The sequence below is a fragment of the Terriglobales bacterium genome (genome assembly GCA_035567895.1).
Taxonomy (GTDB): domain Bacteria; phylum Acidobacteriota; class Terriglobia; order Terriglobales; family Acidobacteriaceae; genus Gp1-AA112.
Genome location: DATMPC010000049.1, coordinates 99482 through 121081, shown reverse-complemented (window position 1 = coordinate 121081; position 21600 = coordinate 99482). Strand labels below are relative to the sequence as shown.

The following is a 21600-nucleotide window of genomic DNA, read 5'->3' as shown; positions in this document are numbered from 1 at the left end:
CAGAAATCGGTCAATTCTCGAGGAGAGAGTCTGATGAGACGGATGGAGACGACAAGATCGTTGTCGAGGCGAGCAACGGATTGCGAATTGCAGAGTTCACTGCTTATTCACTGTTATTCACTGTTCCGGGTGGCGGACCAGAATGGGAATTTCATCTAATCCGTGGCGCGGCAGGCGGTTGCGCGGATTCGTCCGTTGCTCGCCACCCTTTCGAGAAAAAATTCACTGTTAGATTCACTGATAAATTCGCTGTTCCGCGAACACCAGTGAATTAAGCTGGATCGCTTTCATTCAAACCTCCCGAAACAGAACTCGACATACACGCACTCAGTAATCTGCACTCGGTGCAACAACAGTGCCTATGGCACAAGTTGACGGCTATGTGTGGGCAGCAGGCGTTTCTTGGCGCGCAAACGTCTCACCGCGCGACTGCAAGATATTTCCGGTCATGGACAAACCGTGGGGACTCGGCCAGCCCGGTCTTACGGACGTGCCCTCCAGCCGCGTGACCCTTGCACTCAAGGACGAGCGCCGCCGGAGGGCTTTCTGCTTTAATCGGTAGAAAAACGCTAAGATGAGCCTGACAAGGCGAGGCCCTCCTTAGGCTGCTGATTCGCGCTTTTCGATGCTGGAAGATAAGCTTCCCGGTCTCGCGGGCGGCTAGATGATAGCCGGAACAACGACCTTCATGGCAACCGCTGGATTGAGATTCCCCGTCTTGTTCCCACGCAGCAACAGCGCCTCCGCCCGGGAGCGTTTTCACGCTGGGGAACGCAGCTGATTCCGCCAGAATTTCAGTCTTTCCGTTGACCCAAAGTTTAAGTTGGCTGTCCTCAATCCAGAGCGCGTAGACCTTGTCCATGTTTGCGGCCACAGCGATGTCCCGTCCCCGGCCGATTTTTGTTTCTGCCTTTCCCGGTTCAGCTAGAAAGAGGTCGGCTTCACGGCGCCAGGCAGTGATGGCTTTGCCCTTGCTGTGCGTTAGCCCGCCTCCGTCCATCGGGCACGCATCCATCTTCCAGGTACCGAGGCCGAGCTTCTCAGGCTGGCCAAAGGTCCTTCCATCGCGCGAGTGAGCAATGTACAAGTCACGAGATCCTCCGAGACAGTTTCTCCACATCACATCAAGCGTGCCGTCATTCGAATAAGCGGCGGATGGATGGCAACACTCACAGATGTGTCCGTCCGGAGACTTGTAGACCGGAACATTTGCAGACCACGTCGCTCCCGAGTCGCGCGAAAGAGATCCGTAAAGCTCGGTACCGCCATCGCGCAAGTCGAGCCACACGGCAAAGATATTGCCACCTCCATCTGCGGCAAGCGCGTGGAGCCCTTCTCTCGCTGAGGCTGCAACCTCGTTGATCCGGGCTCCCTTAGACCAGGATTTTCCTCCGTCTGTCGAACGCCAGGCGTAGAGATCGCCATCGGAGGCAAGACCGTGCGCATGGCTTCCAGTAGCCTCCGCATTTCCTGCAACCGCGGTGACGATAAGTGTGGATTCCGAGATCGCGATATGCGGTCCGCGGTGCCGGCTAAGTGGCAGAACGTTCATCTGACTAACTTTGACCGGCGCGGAAAAACTCTCTCCCTGATTGGTCGAAGTCTGGACATATATGGAGTTGGCAGAACCGAACGTAAGCGCCACCAGCTTGGACGAGCTGGCGATTTGTGGCTCGCGATAAGGCGCGTCGGCTGAGGGCGATACAAAAATGCAGGACCGCAAGTGCGGCCAGGACAATCACGATTACTTAACTCCTCTTGCTCTAAAACGTAATTCGCGCCGCTAATTGCACGCTGCGCGGATCGCCAACAGCTGTGGGCTGTCCGAACGAAGCATTCGGATTCGCCGGGTAAGCGCCCGTGCTCCAGGTAGCGATGGGGATCAGATTATTCCGGTGATTGAGCGCATTGAACGCCTGCGCGATGCCTTCCAGTTTCACGCGCTCGGTTAAAGCAAACTCTCGGCTCAATCGAGTATTCAGAGTGAAGATACAAGGGATGAACGATGTTAACACCGATAGTCCAAGTCTAATCTGCAATGCACTTCGCCACGATTAACGTTAGATCATCCTGTTGTTCGTGGGCGTTAAACTGCCGAACCTCGTCGACGATGGCAGTGAGCATACGCTCTGCCGGCAGCTCGCTGTGCCGCCGCAAGGCTTCAATCAGACGCTCCTCTCCGAACTCCTCGTCTGCTTCGTTTGATGACTCTGTGATTCCATCGGTGTATAGCAGAAGTGTGTCGCCGGAGCACAGCAGCCGCTCCTCAATCGAGCACTCCCATTCCGGGAAGAGTCCCAGCACTGTGCACGTCGAGTCTAGCCGCTCCAAAGTGTGATCCCCTCTGAGTAGGAGCGCAGAGTAGTGCCCGCAATTGGCGTACCGCAACCGGCGGAGACTGTCGTCATATTCGGCAAAGAAGAGCGTGGCATAGGCGCTGTCGGTGGTGTTCTTGTAAAAGAGCTCATTCACCGATCGCAGAAATCGTTCCGGCTGATCCAAGGCGATCGGACTCTGACTACGCAGGTTGGCCTGAAAGTTCGCCATCAACAGCGCGCCTGCTATGCCTTTTCCGGAGATGTCGCCGATGATGATCCCCACGCGCTCGTGGCCGAGGTGGATGAAATCGTAGTAGTCTCCTCCAACTTGACGCGCTTGCACGCATACTCCCGCATAGTCCAGCGTTTGCAGCGGCGGACGACTCTGCGGAAATAGCCTCGCCTGCACTTGCTTTGCGATTTCGAGTTCCTGGGCTGCGCGGCGTTCCGCCTCCAGCTTCTCTGCGGCCGCGCGGCGCTCGGCTTCGATCTCGCGAACGAAGTCGTCCTTGCCTACGAGTGCGAAGGAGTTGCCGTCGGGATCGTCGAAGCGGGTGAAAATGCCGCCCCAAAGAGTGGTCTGCGGCGGATGGTAAAAGTGGACGCCGCTCTCGGTCCATTCATGGAACTTGGCAATGACATCCTCGGTGACGAACACCACGTCTCGCGAGCGTCCGATAAGCTTGTGCTCCTTCGAGCCTGGCTTGGGAGCGTAAAGGGCAAGAATGGTCGCGCCGTCCGGCGGAGCAACTGCTACCCAGCGATCTCCTGATTCATAGCTTTGATCGACCACGAGGCGGAATTTAAGCTGATCCACATAGAAACGCAAACTTCGATCTTGATCGCGGACATATACATTCACGCAAAGAACGCGAAGATAAGGATCCTGCCGGTCCAGGCGAAGTGCGAACTGTTCTGACGGACGGGATGAAGAAGTGCTCGCCATCGTCGCGATTATAGGTTGGGGAATGTGGGACCGGCCCACACTTGCTCAAAATCCATTGATACGGGTTCATGGGAACTGCCCTTGGGCTGCGTTCGTAGTCATCTATAGTTCAGGGCAAGCAAGCAATCGTCGGGTTAACACTCCCTGCTTCGCGGAGTGCATCATGACAGGAGACTGGCCACAGCTTTCGGAGCGCGTTCTTCAGCCTGCACAACTGCCGGCCGAGCAGCCACCAGAAGGTGGTTTGGCCGCGGAGTTGCGAGGGTTCGGGCCGCTTGGAATTCTGGCGATTCTTGCCATTCTCCTCACCGGCAATATTTCATTCGGCAACGTGATGCTGCCAGTCGGCGCGTTGTTAATACTGCTGTGGATGCGGTTGTCGCGAACCCCTTGGCGCGAGATTGGATACGTGCGGCCCAGCAGCTGGATTGGTGCCGCTGTCGTGGGCATCGCTTTCGGCTTTTCGTTGAAGTTCCTGCTGAAGGCAATCGTCCTGCCGCTGTTCGGCGCCGATCCGATCAATCATGCATACCACTATCTGGCGGGCAACAGAGCCGCGCTTCCCGGCGCAGTATGGATGATGTTTGCCGCCGGCTTCGGAGAAGAAACCATCTACCGCGGATTCATGTTCGAGCGTCTGGAAAAGCTGCTCGGCACCAGGGCTATCGGAAAGACCGCGATTGTGATCCTCACGTCTCTATGGTTTGCGGTTGGACACCTTGCTAATCAAGGTGTCATCGGAGCCGGGCAGGCCATGATCGTCGGGCTCGTTCTCGGCACGATTTACGCGCGCACTCGCCGCATTTTCATGCTGATGTGCGCACACACCGCCTTCGACCTTACGGCCCTCGCGATGATCTATTGGAACCTCGAGTCCCGCGTAGCGCACCTTGTGTTTCGGTAAGCCTATCTATCCGAAGCGTTTTGCATCTCGAAACGGATATTTTTGGGATTGAATTCGCGCATCGTCTTCGTATAACGTCTCGGCCACAAAAAATTACTCCCCTGCAGTGTTTGGCGTTTTATTTCAAAAAACAGGCCCCTGCGTCAGTCTTCGTAAGAACGTTCCACCAGGAAGTGGAGGAGGAATCACAATGCCGGCGATCCAGGCAATCGCAACGCATAGCACCAAAAAACTATTTGGGCTGTTCATCTTTAGTATGCTCTGCTGCGCGGTAGCATTCGGGCAGATCAAGTCCGGAACCATTCTGGGAACCGTGACTGATCCCAGCGGAGCCGTTGTTCCGGGTGCCAACGTAGTGGTCGTCAGTCAGGAAACGAATGTGCCCACAACGACCGTCTCAGACTCCTCAGGAACCTTTACTGTTCCTTATCTTGCACCGGGCACATACACGGTGAACGTGGAGCCGGCCGGCACTGGCTTTGCGAAATACAGCGCCACGAACATCTCGGTGACCACCGGTCAGACGGTGAAGCTCGCTATTGCGTTGAAGATGGGATCGAACGTTGAAACGGTTCGCGTGAGCTCTGATGCTGTCGAGCTTCAAACCAGCAACGCGACGGTACAGGGCATCACCGATCGGATCACGATCGACGCAATTCCCAACTTGACTCATAACGCGTTCAACTATGCCGCGCTCCAGGCCGGCGTAGTACCACGCGGACCATTTGGCGATACCCAAAGCACGACGTCTTTCGGAATCGGGATCGACGGTCGGCGCCAGGCCTCAGCCGTAGGCATCGCAGGCGGGGCGGCATTTTCCAATGACATTCAGCTTGATGGCGTAAGCATCCAGGGCTCAGCGTGGAACGAAACGGCTGTTCTTCCCAACATGGACGCCCTGCAGGAAGTGCGCACTATCACCAATAACTACTCGGCGGAGTACGGACGCGCGCAAGGCGTTGTCGTCTTCACGACTAAGAGCGGCACGAATCAATTTCATGGCTCCGGCGGTTATCGCATGCGCAATGACGCCCTTAATGCCAACACGTTTCTCAATAACTTCCAAGGTCTGCCCAGAGCATCGTTCAAATCCAATAGCTTCAGCGGTGCGGTGGGGGGGCCGGTTTTCAAAGACAAGACATTTTTCTTCGTCAGCTATGAAGGGCTGCGGTTTCACCGCGCGCTGCAATACACCAGAACGGTGCCGACAGATCAGGAACGACTCGGTAATTTCTGCAACACGGCAGTAGCAAAGACGGGTACCGGGTCACCGCTGCTTCTCAAGATTTTCGATCCCTTTCTTAAGGTCGCACCACCGGCGGCGGGAAGCACAGCATTTACCCGTACTCAACTTCCATGCGATCTGAGGACCTCTCCCGCAGGCAGCGCACAGCTCGATCCGTTTGGCATGGCGATCATCAACGCCTATCCCAAAGCTAACCGCGCTCCTGACGATCCTATTCTGAACACAAATAATTTCTTCTTCCAGGCTAACCAGCCCTTCGTAAAGGACGTAGCGAATACACGTCTGGATCATCACCTTGGAAAGCACTACCTATACGGAACCTATGGTTTGCAGAAAGGAACCATTCAGACACCTCGTTCGTATGGTCCCGATAATCAGTACCACGTTCCGAATGAATTTGTCGGAAATCAGCAGGAGGACAATAACTGGTACACAGCGCTCGGGGACACCTTTGTCATCTCTCCCAAATTGGTTCTTGATGCGCGCGTGGGCATGAACAGAATCGAAGCCGATAATGCGTCCGATGAATTTCCTGGATATGACTACGGTCAATTCGGAATCTCACCTCTGGTGTCGAAGCTGAACGTGATTCCCGGTGTACCACCCAATTTCAATATCAGCGGCAAAATTAACCCACTGAACAATACTTCTTCACTGCACAAGCACGAGCGACAGACCAATACCGACGCCAATGGAAGCCTCACATGGAGTCGTGGACGCTGGACGCATAAGTTTGGCGGAACGTATCGCGTGCTGCTATCCAACTACATTGACGTGGACAATTCAGTCTCGATCGTCACCTCAGACAGCTTGACGCGACAGCAGGTCACTTCGACCGGAGGCAACGCAGGTTCAACTACGGATCCCACAACGCAGGGCTACAGTATCGCCTCCATAGCACTGGGTGCCGGTAATCTCACCGTGAGTCCGGGCTTCACGCTCCGTCTTGCTCTGGCGCAGAAATACTATGCCCTCTTTTCGCAAAACGACTGGCGCGCGACCGACAAGCTAACGCTAAACCTTGGCCTCCGCTGGGACGTCCAACCCGGTCCAACTGATCGATTTAATCGCTTGAGCACAATCGATCTCAATGCAAAGGATCCGCTGTTCGGAACTCAGGGCGCAATCGTCTTCCCCGGACGCACTACCGACGACCGCCATATGTGGGAGACCGATTACAAAAATTTTGGTCCTCGCGTGGGCGCTGCTTACCAGTTAAATCAGTCAATGGTCGTGCGCGGCGGCTTCGGAATAACTTACATTCCTTCCAACACCGGATTCAACGATGGTCCTGGATTCTATGGCGCACAGCCTTTCACTACCGCGGTGAATGGTCAGCCCTATGGCACGAACGCTCAAGGAGTAGTGGTCGGCAAGTTCTATAACGATCCGAGCAATACTTCGAATCCAAATGCTGTGGTGAATACGGTCGTAGCCGGACCGGGAGGGGATCCCAGCAGTCCTGCGATCTATGGCGGACAACGACGCTTCCCAAGAAACTTCAAGAATGGCTACGTGGAGCAGTGGAATGCGTTTTGGGAAGAGAGCTTCGGCGCGAATTGGGTGGTGTCGGCCGGTTACCTTGGCTCCCGCGGGCGCCATCTCGAAGTAACCTTTGTACCTACGAACAGCATCCAGGCAATTGACCCGACGCAGCTCTCAGCGTGGAGAGACGCCTATATTGCAACGGGCATTAACCCGGGAGTTCAGTCAGTCTGCAATCCTTATCAGAACTTGCAGACCTGCACCAACAACGCCAACGGTACTGTGACCGCCAGCGGACCTCTCATCGCGTACGGCGGAGGTAATATTCGCAACCGCTCGCTCACTCGCGTCGAAACCCTGTTCCCGTATCCGCTGCAGGGCGACAACGTTCATCTTTCTAACGGAACTTCCGACTACAAAGCCCTGCAGGTGGGTGTCACCCACCGATTTGCCGCAGGCTTCCAGATGGGCGCGAACTACACATGGTCGAGACTCATGGCTATCAGCCGGTACAACGCCCAGACCAATCAGGGATACGGCGACTACGGCGCCAACAATGGCACGAACAATTACTATCCCTATGTCCGCCCTGAGCAGTTCCACCTCAATAACCAGATTTCCACGAACGATGTGCCTCATCGCCTCGCGGTGAACTGGGTGTATGATCTGCCGGTCGGTCGCGGCAGACTCTTGAACACAGAAGGAGGCGTGCTCAACACGCTTCTCGGCGGCTGGCGTGTAGCAGGAAACTTCCTTGCCCAGAGTGGATTTGTGGAGCCACTCGCGAATGGAGGTCAGAACGGCGGCACGCTCAGCATCAACAACCCGCTCAACAATCTACCCGACCGAGTGCCGGGAGTGCCGCTCGAAGTGCCCAAGGCACTCCAGCATTGGTACGACGGAAAGACCACTGTGACCTTGCCTGATGGGCGTTCCATTACGCCATGCAACGGCTGCTTCCTCAAGTACAACGTAGATGCTTTCGCGGGAAGGACCGTCACCGCTGCAGGCAAGATCGTTGCGGATAACTTCTGGTACGGAAATGCGCAGCCAAGTTACGACGATTTTCGCAGCGCTTCCCGTTGGAACGTGAATCTAACGCTTGAGAAGAACTTCAAGATCGGCGAGCGATATAACCTCAGTCTGGCCGCCCAGGCGACCAACCTCTTCAATCACACGCAGTTCAGACCGAACATCAATACACAGTTCGGACCGATGTTCCTCGCACCAAGTACATCGGGCGCAAAGGTCGGCCAATATCAGGACACCGCGACAAATACTCTGAACACCTGGGGCTCCTATCAACTGCCACTTAATAACGCCAGCGGCAATAACGCTGGTGGGCAGGCGATTTACGATCCGCGCCAGGTGGAACTCGTGGCACACTTCACATTCTGATCTACACTTTTGATTCCGGTAGAGACGCAGCATGCTGCGTCTCTACTGGTTTTTCTGCCGCGCGGATTGGGGAACTCGAGCCCAGCAACTCCGAAATCAGCACTCCCGTAAGGATGAGACCAGCACCCATCCCCGCTCGAAGACCGAGATGCTCCCCTAGAACTAGATAAGAGGTCATCCACGCAAAGACAGGCTCAAGGGAAAGAATGAGCGCGGTTTGTGTAGGCGACACGAACTGCTGTGCCCATGCCTGAATGGTGAACGCCGCAGCCGTCGCCAGCAAGCTCGTAAGCACAATTGCCCAAACTACGCGCGGCGACCAGATGATGTGGGGCTTCTCCAACAATGGTGCCGTGATTCCCATCAGGACAGCGGCGGTTGCAATCTGGAGGAATCCTATCTGCGCGATCGGATGCCGTTCGCTTGCCCTACCTAGAAAGATGATATGAAAGGCAAAACTGACTGCGCATCCCAGGGTAAGTACGTCTCCGCGATTCACACTCGCCCAGTTGCCGAGTGCGCTTTCGCTTGCAGGAACGCTAAGGAGAAAAAGCCCCGCGAATGCTGCCAGCACGCCAAGTGCTGTCCACATACTGGTTTTGCGTCTCCAGAAAAGCATGAGCAAAAGCGGAACCAGTATCACTGAGATGCCCGTGATGAACGCAGACTTGGAGGCCGTCGTCAGGCGAAGGCCTGTGGTCTGGAACTCATAGCCGAGCCAGAGAAAGAGTCCTGTCAGTGAACCGGCGATGAGCGCAGACCGTGAAATATGTCTCAGCTCTCGACGGAAAAGAATTCCCAGCGCTATCGCTGCCAGCGTCATCCGGACAAAATTGAAGAGTAATGGCGTCGCGTCCTGCTCGACGGCGCTCTTGACGATGACAAATGTCGCTCCCCAGATGAGCGTAATCAGCACCAGCAATGCATGCGCTCTTACTACTTTCGGCATCCAAAGAGAATAGCAATTACCATTGGATCAGCCGTGAATACGTTTCGCATCGAGCCTGAAATCCTTCCTCCTCGACGGGTGCCCGCTAAGGGACTCACCGACGAGCAGCTCGATCACCTCGCCGGGGTCTTGGACGATATCTTTCATATCCCCGGAACCAAGATCCGCTTTGGGCTCGATCCCATTGTGGGACTCGTTCCGGGATTGGGCGACATCATCTCCGGCCTGCTCTCTTTCCTGATTGTGTTTGCTGCGTGGCAGCGCGGACTGCCGAGGGTGACGATCATGCGGATGGTGGCGAACATCGGCATTGATACCCTCACCGGAACCATTCCCGTCGTCGGCGATCTATTCGACATGATGTGGAAGTCGAACCGCATGAATTACAACCTGCTGACGCGCTATCGCGGGGGAACGCGCAAAGGCCTGGTAGCGCGCGACTGGCTGTTCTTTCTTCTGCTCCTTGTCTGCGCCGCCGCCCTTATCGTTCTGCCAATCGTTGTGATCGTCGCTGTACTGCACTGGCTGCGCCAGTAGACAGCCTCGCAATCCGTGAACTTGGCGCGTGGAAGAGCAATCAGAGTTCTGCGTGAGGAGAAACCACATGCAGAACAGCGAGAAAAACAGGGCACATTTTCATTTTGATCTCAAAACCATCGAATTCTGCCCAAATTTTGCGAATTTCGCTCAAAACCAGGGAGTTAACAGCGAGTTCTGTGGATTTCTCCCTAAGCGACAATCCACAAACGAGTTACTACCACTTCCGAGAAGATTCAAGAAATTAACAGGGAACGAGCAGGGATCTCTGCCACCTGGATGAAATGTTTTTCCGCGGCTTGCGAGGTTATTAATTCTGTTCGGAGGCGCGGTCGGCGAGTCGGCGCAGTAGCATCCAGCGCGGATTCAGGTGGCGAGCGACGTCCGGTAGGAACTCGGTCATCAAGTTCCAGGCGGCATCTGAGCCGATGCTGATCGCGATGCGGCCGGCGGCTGCGCCAGGGCCCTTCTCCCACTCCGGATGAAAGGTGCCTTCCACGATAGAAGAAGACGTCGTGCCGAGGACCTCGGCGAAGTTGAACATGCGTTTTCCCGAATCGGAGCGTGTGACGAAAACGTACGCCAGAGCTTTGCCGATACGAGTATGCGTCGGAGCTGCGGGATCGCGGTGATAATGCGGGTCCTGATGAAAGATGCTGGAAATCAGGAAGGTCGAAAACATCTCGCTCGTCGCCTGTCCGGCCATGGATGCGCCAAAGCGCTGACCGAATCCTGCCATTCCGGTTCGCAGCTTGGTGTGACCGTCGGTGGCGGCTCCGAATTCAGAATCGAGAGCAGTAGTGACAATCGCAAACGGATCCGACACATTCGCTACTGCTAACCGGAATTTTCCCGATACTCCGAGCGGCGTGTGCTGCTCAGGTCCCTGAATCCGTTGAAAATTGCCCGCGGCAAAACCGTGTTCGAATTGCTCTTCGAGGTCGGCGAGTCGGTTGCAGTTTTCGCTGGTTGCGACAGCCGAGGTCGGAACTACACCCGGGTCGAAGCTTGTATTCGTCGAGGCAGATACGGACTCGTTTGTGGCCGGTTGTGCCGGAGTCTCCGCCAGCAGGATGCTAGGCACAAGAAGAACCGCCAGGGAGACAAGGAGCGATCTGGCGCGACAGCGAATCATGGTCAATCCTGACCCGGCGAGCTTTAGGGGATCCGCAGCCGATTGCTGATCCTGTTATGGGGTTAGATGCGCCTTCTTACAAGGTGACCGAGGTTACGGTAACGTGGGGTAAAGACTCGTTAAGGTGCGTAAACACTTGAGGACACAGCGAGTTGTGGATAAGTTGAGGTACAGGTAATGCCCTGAAGTACATGTACTTAGGAGTGAATCTTAGGGAGCTTCAGCTGGGCATTTCCCTGAGGTTGGGGCAAACGTGCAGCCTCGCTTCGGTCGCCTTCTGAACGTCCTCAGGCGAGAGTCCAGGAGCAATTTCCTCCAGCACGAGCCCAGTCGGGGTCACCTTCATATAGGCCATCTCCGTAACGATGGTATCCACCACCTTCAGTCCCGTTAGTGGCAAAGTGCATTTTCGCAGGATCTTGGGCACTCCTTCGCGCGTGGTGTGCTCCATTGCGACAACAACGCGACGGGCGCTCGCGACCAGATCCATTGCGCCGCCCATGCCCTTCACCATCTTTCCGGGGATCATCCAGTTGGCGATATTCCCTTCCTGGTCGACCTCCATCGCGCCAAGAACGCTCAAGTCAATATGACCGCCGCGGATCATCGCGAAAGAATCTGCACTGGAGAAATAAGCTGTGCCGGGAACTTCGGTTACAGTTTCTTTGCCGGCATTGATTAGATCCGCATCCTCCTCACCCTCGAGCGGATACGGACCAATGCCCAACATGCCGTTCTCGCTTTGCAGCACTACCTGCATGCCTGCAGGAACGTGGTTCGCGACCAGTGTCGGCATACCGATTCCCAGGTTCACGTAGAACCCGTCGCGCAGTTCGCGGGCGATGCGACGCACGATGCGCTCACGTTTTTCGGCGTCTTTGCTCTTGTCCGATTTCGGAGTTGTGCTCATGTCAGGTAATTATGGCCTCAGTACAATCGATGCAATGCGCAACTCACAAGGGACTACCCTGTTGTTTCTTGCCGTTGCTGTGGTCTTGTTCTTTTTCTCTCTAACGCTGTTGCCTGCCGTGGAACTGTATTGCCGCTTTCAGCGTCCCGCAATCTTGCTTTTAGTTCTCCAATTCGTCCTGCTCGCAATTCGCATTCGCGTCCCACGCACGCTGACAGATCGCGCTTTGTGGATTGCAACATTCGTTTTCACTACCCTCGGCGTAGCCTTCAATGTCGTGCTGCTAGTCACCGTGCGCGGCAAGTGTTGATTCTTCGTGTAGAAACGCACCGTGCTGCAACCTGCCCAACTTAACTCCCGCCAAGACAGCGCCGTTGTCCAAGCACAGTGCCAGTTTAGGCAACCCCGCACAATGCTGCGTCTCTACTTCTTCCGAACCGTTCTGCGCTCGATGCGTTTCTCGTAATCCTTTCCCTCGAAAATGCGCTTCACGTAAATGCTCGGCGTCATCACCTGGTCAGGATCGATTTCGCCCACCTCTACCAACTCTTCCACTTCAACAATCGTCACCTTGGCGGCAGTCGCCATCATGGGAGAAAAGTTACGCGAGGTCTTCCGAAAAAGTAGGTTTCCCCACTTGTCACCCTTCCATGCCTTGATCAGTGCGAAGTCTGCGGTGAGTCCCCGCTCCATTACATAAGTCCGGCCATCGAAGTCGCGTGTCTCCTTCCCTTCTGCAACCACTGTTCCGACTCCGGTTGGAGTGAAGAAAGCCGGAATGCCGGCGCCTCCCGCGCGGATGCGCTCGGCAAACGTTCCCTGCGGCACGAGCTCGAGATCGAGTTTCTTTGTCAGAACCAGGTCTTCCAGAAACTTGTTCTCGCCAACATACGTTCCAATATGTCGCTTGATCTGACCAGCCTCGAGCAGCAGCCCTAATCCCCAGTGATCGACGCCAACGTTATTGCTGATGGTAGTGAGGTTCTTCACCCCGCGGCGCACCATCGCCGCAATCAAATTCTCTGGAATACCACACAATCCGAAGCCGCCAAACATCACGGTGGCTCCGTCCTGGATGTCGAAGATCGCCTCGTCAGCGTTTGCGAAAACTTTGTTCATGGATTCCGCAGAATATCAAAAGCCTTTTCACCACGGAGGCACGGAGGCACGGAGAAAACCGGATTCGTTCGGCCAAAGTGACTTCAAGGATCGTTCTGAGCCCTATAGTTAGCACAAGCGCCGCAAACCGACTTCCGCTTGGTTTTCTCCGTGCCTCCGTGTCTCCGTGGTTAGTCCGGCTTCTTAAATCGTGCTGCGCGCTCGAACTCTGCACGCAGCTCGGGCGTGCGTAGATTTTCTCGGATGTGGGTTAGCCGCTGCTCCAGCTTTAGAAGCGCGTCTTCAATATTTCCAGCGTTGGTCAACGCGATATCGCGCCACATGGAATACGGGCTTGCGGCTATGCGGGTCATCTCGCGCAGGGCGCGCCCACCGACCTCTTGCATCTGCTTTCGTGTGACGTGGGCTTTCTGTTCCAACTCCGCCTCGTCCTGAAGTGTGGCAGCGAAGGCCGTTGAGAGCATCTGCGGCAGGTGACTGGTCCATGCCACCAGGCGATCGTGCTGCTCCGCGGAGAGATGAATGATATGCGTGTTGAGCGACGCAATCAGCGTGATGTACTCGTGAGCCAGATCGCCGACGTTTTCTCCGTCCACTGTAAAGATCCACGTTGAGCCTGAGAACAAAGCGCGATCGGCGTTCTCGATCCCGGAATGCTCCTTGCCCGACATGGGATGGCCACCAAGGAATCGCGAATTCGCGCTGGCACCGAAGACAGATCGCGCACGCTTAACAATCTCGACTTTGGTACTACCCACATCTGTGAGCAGCACATTTCGCGGAAGCATGGGCCCAAGGTTCTCAATTGAATCAATGATCCCGCCCACATTCGCCGCAAGAATTACTATGTCGCTGCCAACGCAGGCTCGCGCAGGATTTTCAACGCCCGTGTCGATGGCTCCCATCTGCTCGGCTTTTGCCAGCACACGCTGCTTGTCGGAGCCGATGACTCGGATGCCCTTATGGCGCAAACACAACCCCAGCGATCCGCCGATGAGACCAGTGCCGACGATTGTGACTTGCTTGATCATTTTGGGAATCGGCTCAGTGCCTCAGCGTCGCCGGCTCAGCTCCCGGCTCGTTTGCTTGTGGTGGCGCGATGCGATTCGCGGTCACGAAGATTGGCTCGATGTCCGTGGGAATATGCGTGAGCCGGTCGAGGGCGCGCTGCACCTCGGGACGAATCACCCCAAGCGTGTCCAGCATCTTCTTTGCGCGTACGTAGTCTCCTGTGGCCTCGATGGTGAGGAACTCCCGATCCAGATCGCTTACGGCCTGCTTGATTTTGCTGAAGTCAACCGCAAACGTTCCGTCCGGATTAGCCCTGAAACCACCTTTGTCCAGCAGATAATTCACCTGAATCGCCATGCCGCGCGCGTGAGCCTCCTTCAGCCCGAACCGTAATGTGCGGAATGATGAAGCGAGAAATGTCGTGTAGAGTTTGCGCTCGGCGTCTTCACCGTGGGAAACGCTGGGGCTGTCGTGGTCCATCAGGAATTGCAGAGCGAACAATCCTGTGATGTCGGCCTTGGCTTCTTCGATCGCGCTGTAGAGTTCCTTCAGCTCGAGCCGCGGATTGGTACTGCGACCGTTGATCGTGATCTGGTGCGGTCCAATCCCGTGGGTAAGCTCGTGCGCAAGAATGTGGGTGAAGAACGACTCGAAGTCGAGATACTGACGATCTGCCTCAGGCAGCACCTCTGCAGCAATCGGCTGCAGAACGCTGCGAAACTTCGCCTCCTGCACGTTCTTCAGCATTACGCGCTTGCTTCCCTTCTGCTGAATCACGCGATCGTCGTTGGGAAGATTGTAGGCTGCGGTCTGCACGCCGTGGTTTCCGTCGCCCGCCGAAAAGACCTGGTTCACGACGCGGATCGGTGACGACGCTCCCAGTTTGGGATTCCGGTATTGCGGGTCTTCAGGAAGGTTGTTCTCGATCTCCTGCAGATTTTCAGAAAACGAAGCCAACTTCGCCGACTCCTGCTCGTCGCGGACATTTACGTATGCCTCGTACGCCGCCTTGTAGCCGAAGATTTCGTCGTTATAGGTTTCGTAAGGACCGACCGTGATGTCGAGGGGAGCATCCAAGTCCATCCATGCCAGGTCGCTCTCGTAATAGTCGTTGGAGAGGAATGCTGCTGCACGCGTCTCAAGGAACTTCTTGAGAGTTGCGTTATCGGTGAGCGCAGCGGCTTCCTTCAGCAGCGCTGCCGCACGTTCCAGATCGGCGCGATATTCCTGGCTGTAAGACACGATCGTGAGTTTGCGCGATGCGTTGCGTCGAATCACAGTAAAGAAGCCTTCCGCCTGCTCGCGCTGATCTGCGGGGAGACCCTTTGTCCAGGACTCGAATTCCGCTTTCGTCATGTCCTCGGGATAGAAGTTCGCACCTGGCAGTTTCTTCGGCGGCACTCCGGGAACGAAAGCAGCGTGTCCATCAATCTCTGACCACGGACTTTTGTTGATCCAGAAATAATGAAGACGCTCGCGTCCCAGCTCCGATTTGTCCTTTTCAAGCTTGGCAAGCTCGGCGTGATTGCCCGACCAGAGCTGCGTAAGGAAGATGTCGTTAATCAGGCGGCTCGCTTGTATCAGCTTCACAAGAGCCTTCTGGTCACCATCGCTCAATCCGCTGACATTCACATCGAGCGGCGTCGGGGCAAAGCGCGCGGCCATCTGCTTGAGTTTCGCGGCATCGGGGAATTTGGTTGCGTTCCCGTTTGTACTCCGCGAAGACTTAGCTGTGCTCGCGGACTCTTTCTGTTGTGCCTGCATGGTGACCCCCAACATGATCGTGCAAACGATGAGGAAGATTCTCGGCATCTTCGAATGCTCCGGAAGAAACCGACTATTATTGCAGCTTTGGACGAAAGCGTCCTTTGCGTTCGCAAGAACGGAGAAACGCACTTCGAAACGCTTCTTCTGGCATCACGTCATCAGCTTTACTTCGATTGCCTGACTGCAGTGCCGATGAACTCGAATCTAGCTCCGAACAACAATGGGCCTGAGCCGATGAAGGCGCGAGCCGGAAGATCTCCGGAAAAGTACTGGCGGTAAACCTGATTGAACGTGTCGAAGAGCGAGACGTCCGAACAGAAGATCTGAACGTATACCAGATCCTTCATCTCTGAACCTGACTCTCTGAGCACAGAACGCACGCCATCGAGCATGTGTCGAGCTTCCTCGGCGGGATCGTCCGGGACTTGAATCGTCCCTGGCTTAAATCCGATGCGTCCTGCGATGTAGATAGTGTCACCGCTAATGACAGCATCGCTGAATGGCAGATTTCCTCGCCGGTTTGGCAGATTGACGTAACGTCTCTCGTCCTTCGTGTTCAAGTTTCCTCCGCAAAAAGAAGCGGGCACGCAACATCCACGCGCATGCCCTCACACTGTTAAAATGCCCAGTCTTCGTAAACTGACGCAAAAATGCGAGGTGCACTAGATGCGAAAGCTGGCTTTAGTCCCAGCAGTTTTGATTTCCCTTCTCGCTTTTGGACAACAATCAAGTCCGCCACGTCAACGGACTGAACGAACACCGCCGCCAAACACGCCGGCCACTCAGACTCCAACTGAACAGCCACCACAGAGTCAGGAGCCACGTACAGCACGGACTCCGCAGGCCGAACAGGCGCCTGCAACTACGCAGTCAACTCCAGCGCGGACTGAGCCGTCCGAGGGAGGGGATGGACAACAGCTTCGTCCCATGCACTTCGACGTAAGCGAAGGGTCGCCCGTCGTGACTCGCCATAGCATTCGCGTCGGTGGACGGGAGCTGCGATACACAGCTACGGCAGGCCGTCTGCCGATCAAGGACGCTGAAGGCAAGATCGAAGCCGCGATGTTTTACGTTGCATACACGCTCGACGGCAGCGATCCAACCACGCGGCCGCTAACATTCTCATTCAACGGCGGACCGGGATCGGCGTCGATCTGGCTGCACATGGGTGCGCTCGGACCACGCAAAGTTGTACTGCAGCCACAAGGATGGATGCCAGCAGCCCCGTACCGTCTCGAAGACAACGCCAACACTCCGCTCGACAAAACCGACATCGTGATGGTTGACGCGATTGGAACAGGTTGGAGCCGTCCGGCCGACACGGCTGCTGCGCGCAAATTCTGGAACATGCGCGGCGACATCGAGGCTTTCGGAGAATTCATTCGTCTTTACTTAACTCGCAACGAACGCTGGTCGTCACCGCTGTATTTATTCGGCGAGAGCTACGGAACTACGCGTTCAGCGGGAATCGCCGGATATCTGGCTAACCGAGGCATCTCGTTCAACGGAATCGTCCTGCTTTCTACGGTACTCAGCTTTGAGACGCTGGAGTTTGCCAAGACCAACGATGTTCCCTACCCACTCATACTTCCCAGCTTCACCTGGATCGCTGGCTATCACAAAAGGCTGCCTGCCGATCTGCAGTCTGACGTGAAAAAAGCCGCGCAGGAGGCGCGCGACTGGGCGCAGGGAGAATACTGGGCCGCGCTAAATAAGGGCGATGCACTCACTCTGCAGGAGCACGCGAATGTTGTCGACAAGCTGGCGCGCTACACCGGTCTTAGCAAAGAGATCATCGAGTGGGCGAACTTGCGGATCGATGTACGCACGTTCACCCATTACCTTCTGTCGGATCAGAAGCTGCACGTTGGCCGTCTTGATGGCCGCTACACTGGTCCGGATCCTGACGGATTCATGGACACGCCGTTTTACGATCCAACCAGTTCCCAAACTGGACCTCCATTTACATCTGTATTCAACGATTACGTTCGCCGTGAATTGAACTACAAGACCGACATGCCTTACTGGACCTCGGCGCAACAATCAGGAAACTTCCGTTGGAGTTGGGCCGGCGTGGAAGGCTTTGGCGGCGGATATCCTGATACGGCTTCGGCTCTGCGTCAGGCTATCGTGAAGAATCCGTTCCTGCGGGTGTTAGTGATGGAAGGCTACTACGATCTCGCTACACCATTCGCCGCCGCCGACTACACCATGGACCATCTCGACCTCACGCCGCAGTACCACAAGAACATCTCGTATGCGCAGTACGAGTCGGGACACATGGTCTATCTCGATTCGCAGTCGCACGGGAAGATGAAGCAGGATTTTGTGAGTTTTATCGATGCGACTACGCAGAAGGGAAAATAACGAAAAACCCGCGAGGCGAACACGAAGGTCACGAAGGCAACGGCAAGGGTCACGGAGTAATAACTTCGTGACCTCTCTTTGTTGCCTTCATGACCGGAGCCTGCCCTGAGCGAAGTCGAATGGGAGTTCGCTCTTCTAGATGGTTCTTCCTACGGCCGGAGCAATCATTCGCAATTCTTCCATGAGCTGCGAGAATTGAGCGGGATAGAGAGATTGCGGGCCATCTGAAAGCGCCTTCTCTGGATCGGGATGGACTTCGATCAGGAGGGCGTCGCAGCCGGCAGCGAGCGCTGCGCGGGCCATCGGTGCAACTTTGTCGCGGCGGCCGGTGCCGTGCGACGGATCGGCGGTCATAGGAAGATGTGAGAGTTTTTTCACAATCGGAATCGCTGAGATGTCCATGGTGTTTCGGGTGTAGGTTTCGAAGGTGCGAATGCCGCGCTCGCACAGGATCACATCGTAGTTTCCGCCCGCCAGGATGTACTCGGCTGAGAGCAGGAGTTCCTCGATAGTCGCTGCGATTCCGCGCTTCACCAGCACCGGCTTGCGAATCTTTCCGAGTTCGCGCAGAAGGTTGAAGTTCTGCATGTTGCGCGCGCCGAGTTGAAACATATCGACATAAGGAAGCATGAGCTCGATCTGTCCGATCTCCATCACTTCGGTGACAACGAGAAGCTTGTAACGGTCTCCGGCTTCTCGCAGCAGTTTCAGTCCTTCGACTCCCATCCCTTGAAAAGAGTAAGGCGAGCTGCGAGGTTTGAAGGCGCCGCCGCGCAGAAACTTCGCTCCCGCCTTTGCGACTTGCTCCGCCGCCGCGAAGAGCTGCTCGCGCGACTCGACAGAACAAGGTCCGGCCATCACTACGACTTCGCTTCCACCGATGTTTACGCCATTAGAAAACTTAACAATGGTGCCGTCAGGACGAAAGGTTCGTCCAACCAGCTTGTATGGAGCGCTGATTCGGTGAACCTGCTGTACAGCCTCGAGCAATTCGATCTCGCGGATATCGAAATCTATCTTGGCGCCCACAGCGCCCAGTACAGTTTGCTGCTCGCCCGTCGAGCGGTGTACCTCAAATCCGCGAGTTACGAGGCGCTCAATCACGTTGTCGATTTGCTGCTCACTGGCGCCCGGTTGCATGGCAATGATCATTGTCTTGAAAACCCCTACGAAACTCTTTCGCTCCGGCGACTCGCCGGCAACTTCTGTGACTACTCGTTCACTTCCAAATCAAACTCAGTCTCGCCCGAAGACGGTGTCTGCTTACGGTGGATCTCCTGCTGCTGCAGCTTGCGCATCACGTCGATAATTCGCTCAAACACGTGCTGAACCTCGCTGTCAGGCAATGGACCTTTATTAGCCCTCTTCACTGCCTCGAGGATTTTCTTTTCGCGCTCCGGTTCGTAAATGGGAAGATTTGTGTTGTTCTTCAGCTTACCGATCTCCCGCGCTGCTGCGGCGCGCTGGTTGATCAGCTCAACAAGCTTGAGGTCCATCTCATCGATTTTCTTACGCCAGTCTTCTATGGTCATATCGTTAACGCTCCGCCTGCGCGACCGACTTCTCGACGCGCAGTCCGCGGATAAAGTTTGCCACGGGCTCCGCGGAATTGCGCCCATGCTTCTCCATAATGGTTACGATTGCGCTGCCAATCACCGCGGCATCGGCAAATTCGCCGACGGCCTGAAACTGTGTCGTATTTGAGATCCCGAATCCGACTGCGACGGGCAACGAGCTGAATCGGCGAACACGCATCACTAATTGCGCGGCATCCGCGGCAATCTGCTGTTGTTCGCCGGTGATGCCGGTTCGCGAGACCGCGTAGACGAAGCCGCGAGACAGCTCTGCGATGGCCTTCAGGCGACCGTCCGTGCTAGTCGGAGCTGCCAGAAATATCGTCGCGAGATCGTGAGCGCGCATCGTCGCTATGTACTCGTCCGCCTCCTCAATTGTGAGGTCGGTGATCAGTGCTCCGTCAATCCTGGCCGAGGCGAGTTGTTGCGCAAACGAGCTGACACCAATGCGCAGGATTGGGTTAAGGTAGGAAAAAATGATCAGTCCCGCTTTGGCACGGGCTTTGCGGAGATCGGCTCCGAGAGCGATGCATTGCGTGAGCGACGTCCCAAAGCGCAACGCTCGTTCGCTCGCCCTTTGAATCACTGGTCCATCGGCGACGGGATCGCTGAACGGTACGCCCAACTCGATGACATCTGCGCCAGCGTCGATGGCTGCTAGCGCCACTGCGCGCGTAGTCGCGAGATCGGGATCGCCACACGTGAGATAGGCGACCAGCCCCGGCTTGTGCTCGAAGGCGATCATCGTCAGAGCTTCAACTCTTTCGTCAGGATTCCCATGTCTTTATCGCCACGCCCGGAGATGTTCACTATGACGATTTCATCTTTGTTTATGGCAGGCGCGCGCCGAATGCACTCGGCTACTGCATGTGCGGATTCGAGCGCGGGCACAATTCCTTCTGTCCGGGCAAGGGTCACACACGCCTCGAGGGCTTCAGCGTCCGAGGCCGCGACGTACTCCGCGCGACCGGAATCGTGCAAAGCGGCGTGCTCCGGGCCAATGGACGGATAGTCGAGGCCAGCCGAGACCGAATGCGTTGTGGCGATCTGTCCGGCATCGTCCTGCAGCACGTACGAGTACGTTCCCTGCAGCACTCCAGGCGAGCCGCCGCGGAAACGCGCGGCGTGTTCTCCCAAATCAGAACCGCGCCCGCCGGCTTCAACTCCGATCAACTTCACCTGCTTGTCGGGAAGGAATTCATAGAAGACCCCCATCGCGTTGGAGCCTCCTCCGACACAAGCAATCACAGCATTCGGGAGCCGGCCTGCCTGCTCCAGTATCTGCTGGCGGGTTTCACGGCCGATGCAGCGATGAAAATCGCGCACCATTACGGGATATGGGTGAGCTCCCAGCACCGATCCAAGCAAGTAGTGCGTAGTGCGAACGTTGGTGACCCAATCTCGCATCGCCTCATTAATGGCATCTTTAAGAGTGCAGGAACCCGAATTGACTGGCCGCACCTCAGCTCCCAGCAAACGCATGCGGAATACGTTCAGCTCCTGGCGCCGCATGTCCTCGCTGCCCATGTAGACCACGCATTCAAATCCGAACAACGCGCAGACGGTGGCGCTGGCAACGCCGTGTTGGCCCGCGCCGGTTTCGGCAATGATGCGACGCTTGCCCATGCGCCGCGCCAGAAGTCCCTGGCCAATGCAGTTGTTAATTTTGTGCGCGCCGGTGTGAAGAAGATCCTCGCGCTTGAGGTAAACGGGGGCGCCGCCTAGTTTCTCGGTTAACCTCGCAGCATAGAACAGCGGCGTGGGGCGCCCGGCGTATTGTCGGAGGAGCCGTTCGAATTCATTTTGAAACTCCTGATCCTGTTTGACGCTCTCATATACGGCTTCGAGTTCTTCGAGGGCGGCCATCAAAGTTTCGGGAACATAGCGCCCGCCGTACGGGCCAAATCGCCCGGCTCGAGCCACTGTACTCAGAG

Annotated in this window: 19 protein-coding genes; 5 read left to right on the top strand and 14 right to left on the bottom strand. The window is 56.0% G+C overall.

The annotated features are described in order from the left end of the window. Positions 1-418: 418 nt before the first annotated feature. Genes VNX88_10560 through VNX88_10550 form a run of 3 tightly spaced genes read right to left on the bottom strand, consistent with a single transcriptional unit; the run spans position 419 to position 3264 of the window. Complete coding sequence (locus VNX88_10560; protein HWY69100.1) at positions 419-1738, bottom strand: sialidase family protein; 1320 nt, start codon at positions 1736-1738, stop codon at positions 419-421. 25 nt (positions 1739-1763) lie between these two features. Beyond that, positions 1764-1970 (bottom strand): hypothetical protein, encoded by a 207-nt coding sequence (locus tag VNX88_10555; protein HWY69099.1) that lies wholly within the window; start codon positions 1968-1970, stop codon positions 1764-1766. Between the two features lie 58 nt (positions 1971-2028). Next, the gene (locus VNX88_10550; protein ID HWY69098.1) at positions 2029-3264 is read right to left on the bottom strand and encodes a SpoIIE family protein phosphatase; all 1236 of its coding nucleotides are present in this window, start codon (positions 3262-3264) and stop codon (positions 2029-2031) included. 163 nt (positions 3265-3427) lie between these two features. On the opposite strand from VNX88_10550, the gene VNX88_10545 reads away from it, so the two are divergent. After that, positions 3428-4168, top strand: a complete 741-nt coding sequence (locus VNX88_10545; protein ID HWY69097.1) for a type II CAAX endopeptidase family protein — start codon at positions 3428-3430, stop codon at positions 4166-4168. A gap of 190 nt (positions 4169-4358) precedes the next feature. Next, positions 4359-8297 carry a TonB-dependent receptor gene (locus tag VNX88_10540; GenBank protein ID HWY69096.1) on the top strand — a complete coding sequence of 1313 codons (3939 nt, stop codon included), beginning with the start codon at positions 4359-4361 and terminating at the stop codon, positions 8295-8297. A 1-nt stretch (position 8298) separates the two neighbouring features. On the opposite strand, the gene VNX88_10535 is transcribed toward VNX88_10540, so the two are convergent. Next, entirely contained in the window at positions 8299-9246 is a 948-nt protein-coding gene (locus VNX88_10535) for a DMT family transporter (protein ID HWY69095.1), read from the bottom strand. A 33-nt stretch (positions 9247-9279) separates the two neighbouring features. Here VNX88_10535 and VNX88_10530 point away from each other — a divergent pair, with 33 nt between their 5' ends. Beyond that, positions 9280-9783 carry a DUF4112 domain-containing protein gene (locus VNX88_10530; GenBank protein HWY69094.1) on the top strand — a complete coding sequence of 168 codons (504 nt, stop codon included), beginning with the start codon at positions 9280-9282 and terminating at the stop codon, positions 9781-9783. A 310-nt stretch (positions 9784-10093) separates the two neighbouring features. On the opposite strand, the gene VNX88_10525 is transcribed toward VNX88_10530, so the two are convergent. Further along, positions 10094-10867 carry a hypothetical protein gene (locus tag VNX88_10525; protein HWY69093.1) on the bottom strand — a complete coding sequence of 258 codons (774 nt, stop codon included), beginning with the start codon at positions 10865-10867 and terminating at the stop codon, positions 10094-10096. 271 nt (positions 10868-11138) lie between these two features. Continuing rightward, positions 11139-11828 (bottom strand): CoA transferase subunit B, encoded by a 690-nt coding sequence (locus VNX88_10520; GenBank protein HWY69092.1) that lies wholly within the window; start codon positions 11826-11828, stop codon positions 11139-11141. On the opposite strand from VNX88_10520, the gene VNX88_10515 reads away from it, so the two are divergent. Continuing rightward, positions 11827-12138 carry a hypothetical protein gene (locus tag VNX88_10515; GenBank protein HWY69091.1) on the top strand — a complete coding sequence of 104 codons (312 nt, stop codon included), beginning with the start codon at positions 11827-11829 and terminating at the stop codon, positions 12136-12138. The two genes, VNX88_10520 and VNX88_10515, sit on opposite strands and share 2 nt — an antisense overlap. A gap of 113 nt (positions 12139-12251) precedes the next feature. Here VNX88_10515 and VNX88_10510 read toward each other — a convergent pair whose 3' ends face one another. The 4 genes from VNX88_10510 to VNX88_10495 form a co-directional block, all read right to left on the bottom strand. Beyond that, the gene (locus VNX88_10510; protein ID HWY69090.1) at positions 12252-12947 is read right to left on the bottom strand and encodes a CoA transferase subunit A; all 696 of its coding nucleotides are present in this window, start codon (positions 12945-12947) and stop codon (positions 12252-12254) included. Positions 12948-13117: 170 nt separating this feature from the next. After that, complete coding sequence (locus VNX88_10505) at positions 13118-13978, bottom strand: prephenate dehydrogenase/arogenate dehydrogenase family protein (protein HWY69089.1); 861 nt, start codon at positions 13976-13978, stop codon at positions 13118-13120. 13 nt (positions 13979-13991) lie between these two features. Then, positions 13992-15770 carry a hypothetical protein gene (locus tag VNX88_10500; GenBank protein HWY69088.1) on the bottom strand — a complete coding sequence of 593 codons (1779 nt, stop codon included), beginning with the start codon at positions 15768-15770 and terminating at the stop codon, positions 13992-13994. A 119-nt stretch (positions 15771-15889) separates the two neighbouring features. Beyond that, complete coding sequence (locus VNX88_10495) at positions 15890-16285, bottom strand: Rid family hydrolase (protein ID HWY69087.1); 396 nt, start codon at positions 16283-16285, stop codon at positions 15890-15892. 106 nt (positions 16286-16391) lie between these two features. On the opposite strand from VNX88_10495, the gene VNX88_10490 reads away from it, so the two are divergent. Next, complete coding sequence (locus tag VNX88_10490) at positions 16392-18092, top strand: hypothetical protein (protein HWY69086.1); 1701 nt, start codon at positions 16392-16394, stop codon at positions 18090-18092. A gap of 135 nt (positions 18093-18227) precedes the next feature. On the opposite strand, the gene aroF is transcribed toward VNX88_10490, so the two are convergent. From aroF to trpB, 4 genes are all read right to left on the bottom strand, one after another. Further along, positions 18228-19232, bottom strand: a complete 1005-nt coding sequence (gene aroF, locus VNX88_10485; GenBank protein ID HWY69085.1) for a 3-deoxy-7-phosphoheptulonate synthase — start codon at positions 19230-19232, stop codon at positions 18228-18230. A gap of 71 nt (positions 19233-19303) precedes the next feature. Continuing rightward, on the bottom strand, positions 19304-19624 hold the full coding sequence (locus VNX88_10480) for a chorismate mutase (GenBank protein ID HWY69084.1): 321 nt from the start codon (positions 19622-19624) through the stop codon (positions 19304-19306). A 4-nt stretch (positions 19625-19628) separates the two neighbouring features. Then, positions 19629-20411 (bottom strand): tryptophan synthase subunit alpha, encoded by a 783-nt coding sequence (trpA, locus tag VNX88_10475; GenBank protein ID HWY69083.1) that lies wholly within the window; start codon positions 20409-20411, stop codon positions 19629-19631. Between the two features lie 2 nt (positions 20412-20413). After that, complete coding sequence (trpB, locus tag VNX88_10470) at positions 20414-21589, bottom strand: tryptophan synthase subunit beta (protein ID HWY69082.1); 1176 nt, start codon at positions 21587-21589, stop codon at positions 20414-20416. Between the last annotated feature and the right edge of the window lie 11 nt (positions 21590-21600).

Excerpts from the sequence above, each read along its gene's own strand:
- trpA (HWY69083.1), bottom strand. The coding sequence starts at position 20,411 with ATGATCGCCTTCGAGCACAAGCCGGGGCTGGTCGCCTATCTCACGTGT.
- VNX88_10550 (HWY69098.1), bottom strand. The coding sequence starts at position 3,264 with ATGGCGAGCACTTCTTCATCCCGTCCGTCAGAACAGTTCGCACTTCGC.
- VNX88_10505 (HWY69089.1), bottom strand. The coding sequence starts at position 13,978 with ATGATCAAGCAAGTCACAATCGTCGGCACTGGTCTCATCGGCGGATCG.
- VNX88_10515 (HWY69091.1), top strand. The coding sequence starts at position 11,827 with ATGTCAGGTAATTATGGCCTCAGTACAATCGATGCAATGCGCAACTCA.
- VNX88_10540 (HWY69096.1), top strand. The coding sequence starts at position 4,359 with ATGCCGGCGATCCAGGCAATCGCAACGCATAGCACCAAAAAACTATTT.
- VNX88_10520 (HWY69092.1), bottom strand. The coding sequence starts at position 11,828 with ATGAGCACAACTCCGAAATCGGACAAGAGCAAAGACGCCGAAAAACGT.
- aroF (HWY69085.1), bottom strand. The coding sequence starts at position 19,232 with ATGCAACCGGGCGCCAGTGAGCAGCAAATCGACAACGTGATTGAGCGC.
- VNX88_10480 (HWY69084.1), bottom strand. The coding sequence starts at position 19,624 with ATGACCATAGAAGACTGGCGTAAGAAAATCGATGAGATGGACCTCAAG.
- VNX88_10510 (HWY69090.1), bottom strand. The coding sequence starts at position 12,947 with ATGAACAAAGTTTTCGCAAACGCTGACGAGGCGATCTTCGACATCCAG.
- VNX88_10490 (HWY69086.1), top strand. The coding sequence starts at position 16,392 with ATGCGAAAGCTGGCTTTAGTCCCAGCAGTTTTGATTTCCCTTCTCGCT.
- VNX88_10500 (HWY69088.1), bottom strand. The coding sequence starts at position 15,770 with ATGCCGAGAATCTTCCTCATCGTTTGCACGATCATGTTGGGGGTCACC.
- VNX88_10545 (HWY69097.1), top strand. The coding sequence starts at position 3,428 with ATGACAGGAGACTGGCCACAGCTTTCGGAGCGCGTTCTTCAGCCTGCA.
- VNX88_10535 (HWY69095.1), bottom strand. The coding sequence starts at position 9,246 with ATGCCGAAAGTAGTAAGAGCGCATGCATTGCTGGTGCTGATTACGCTC.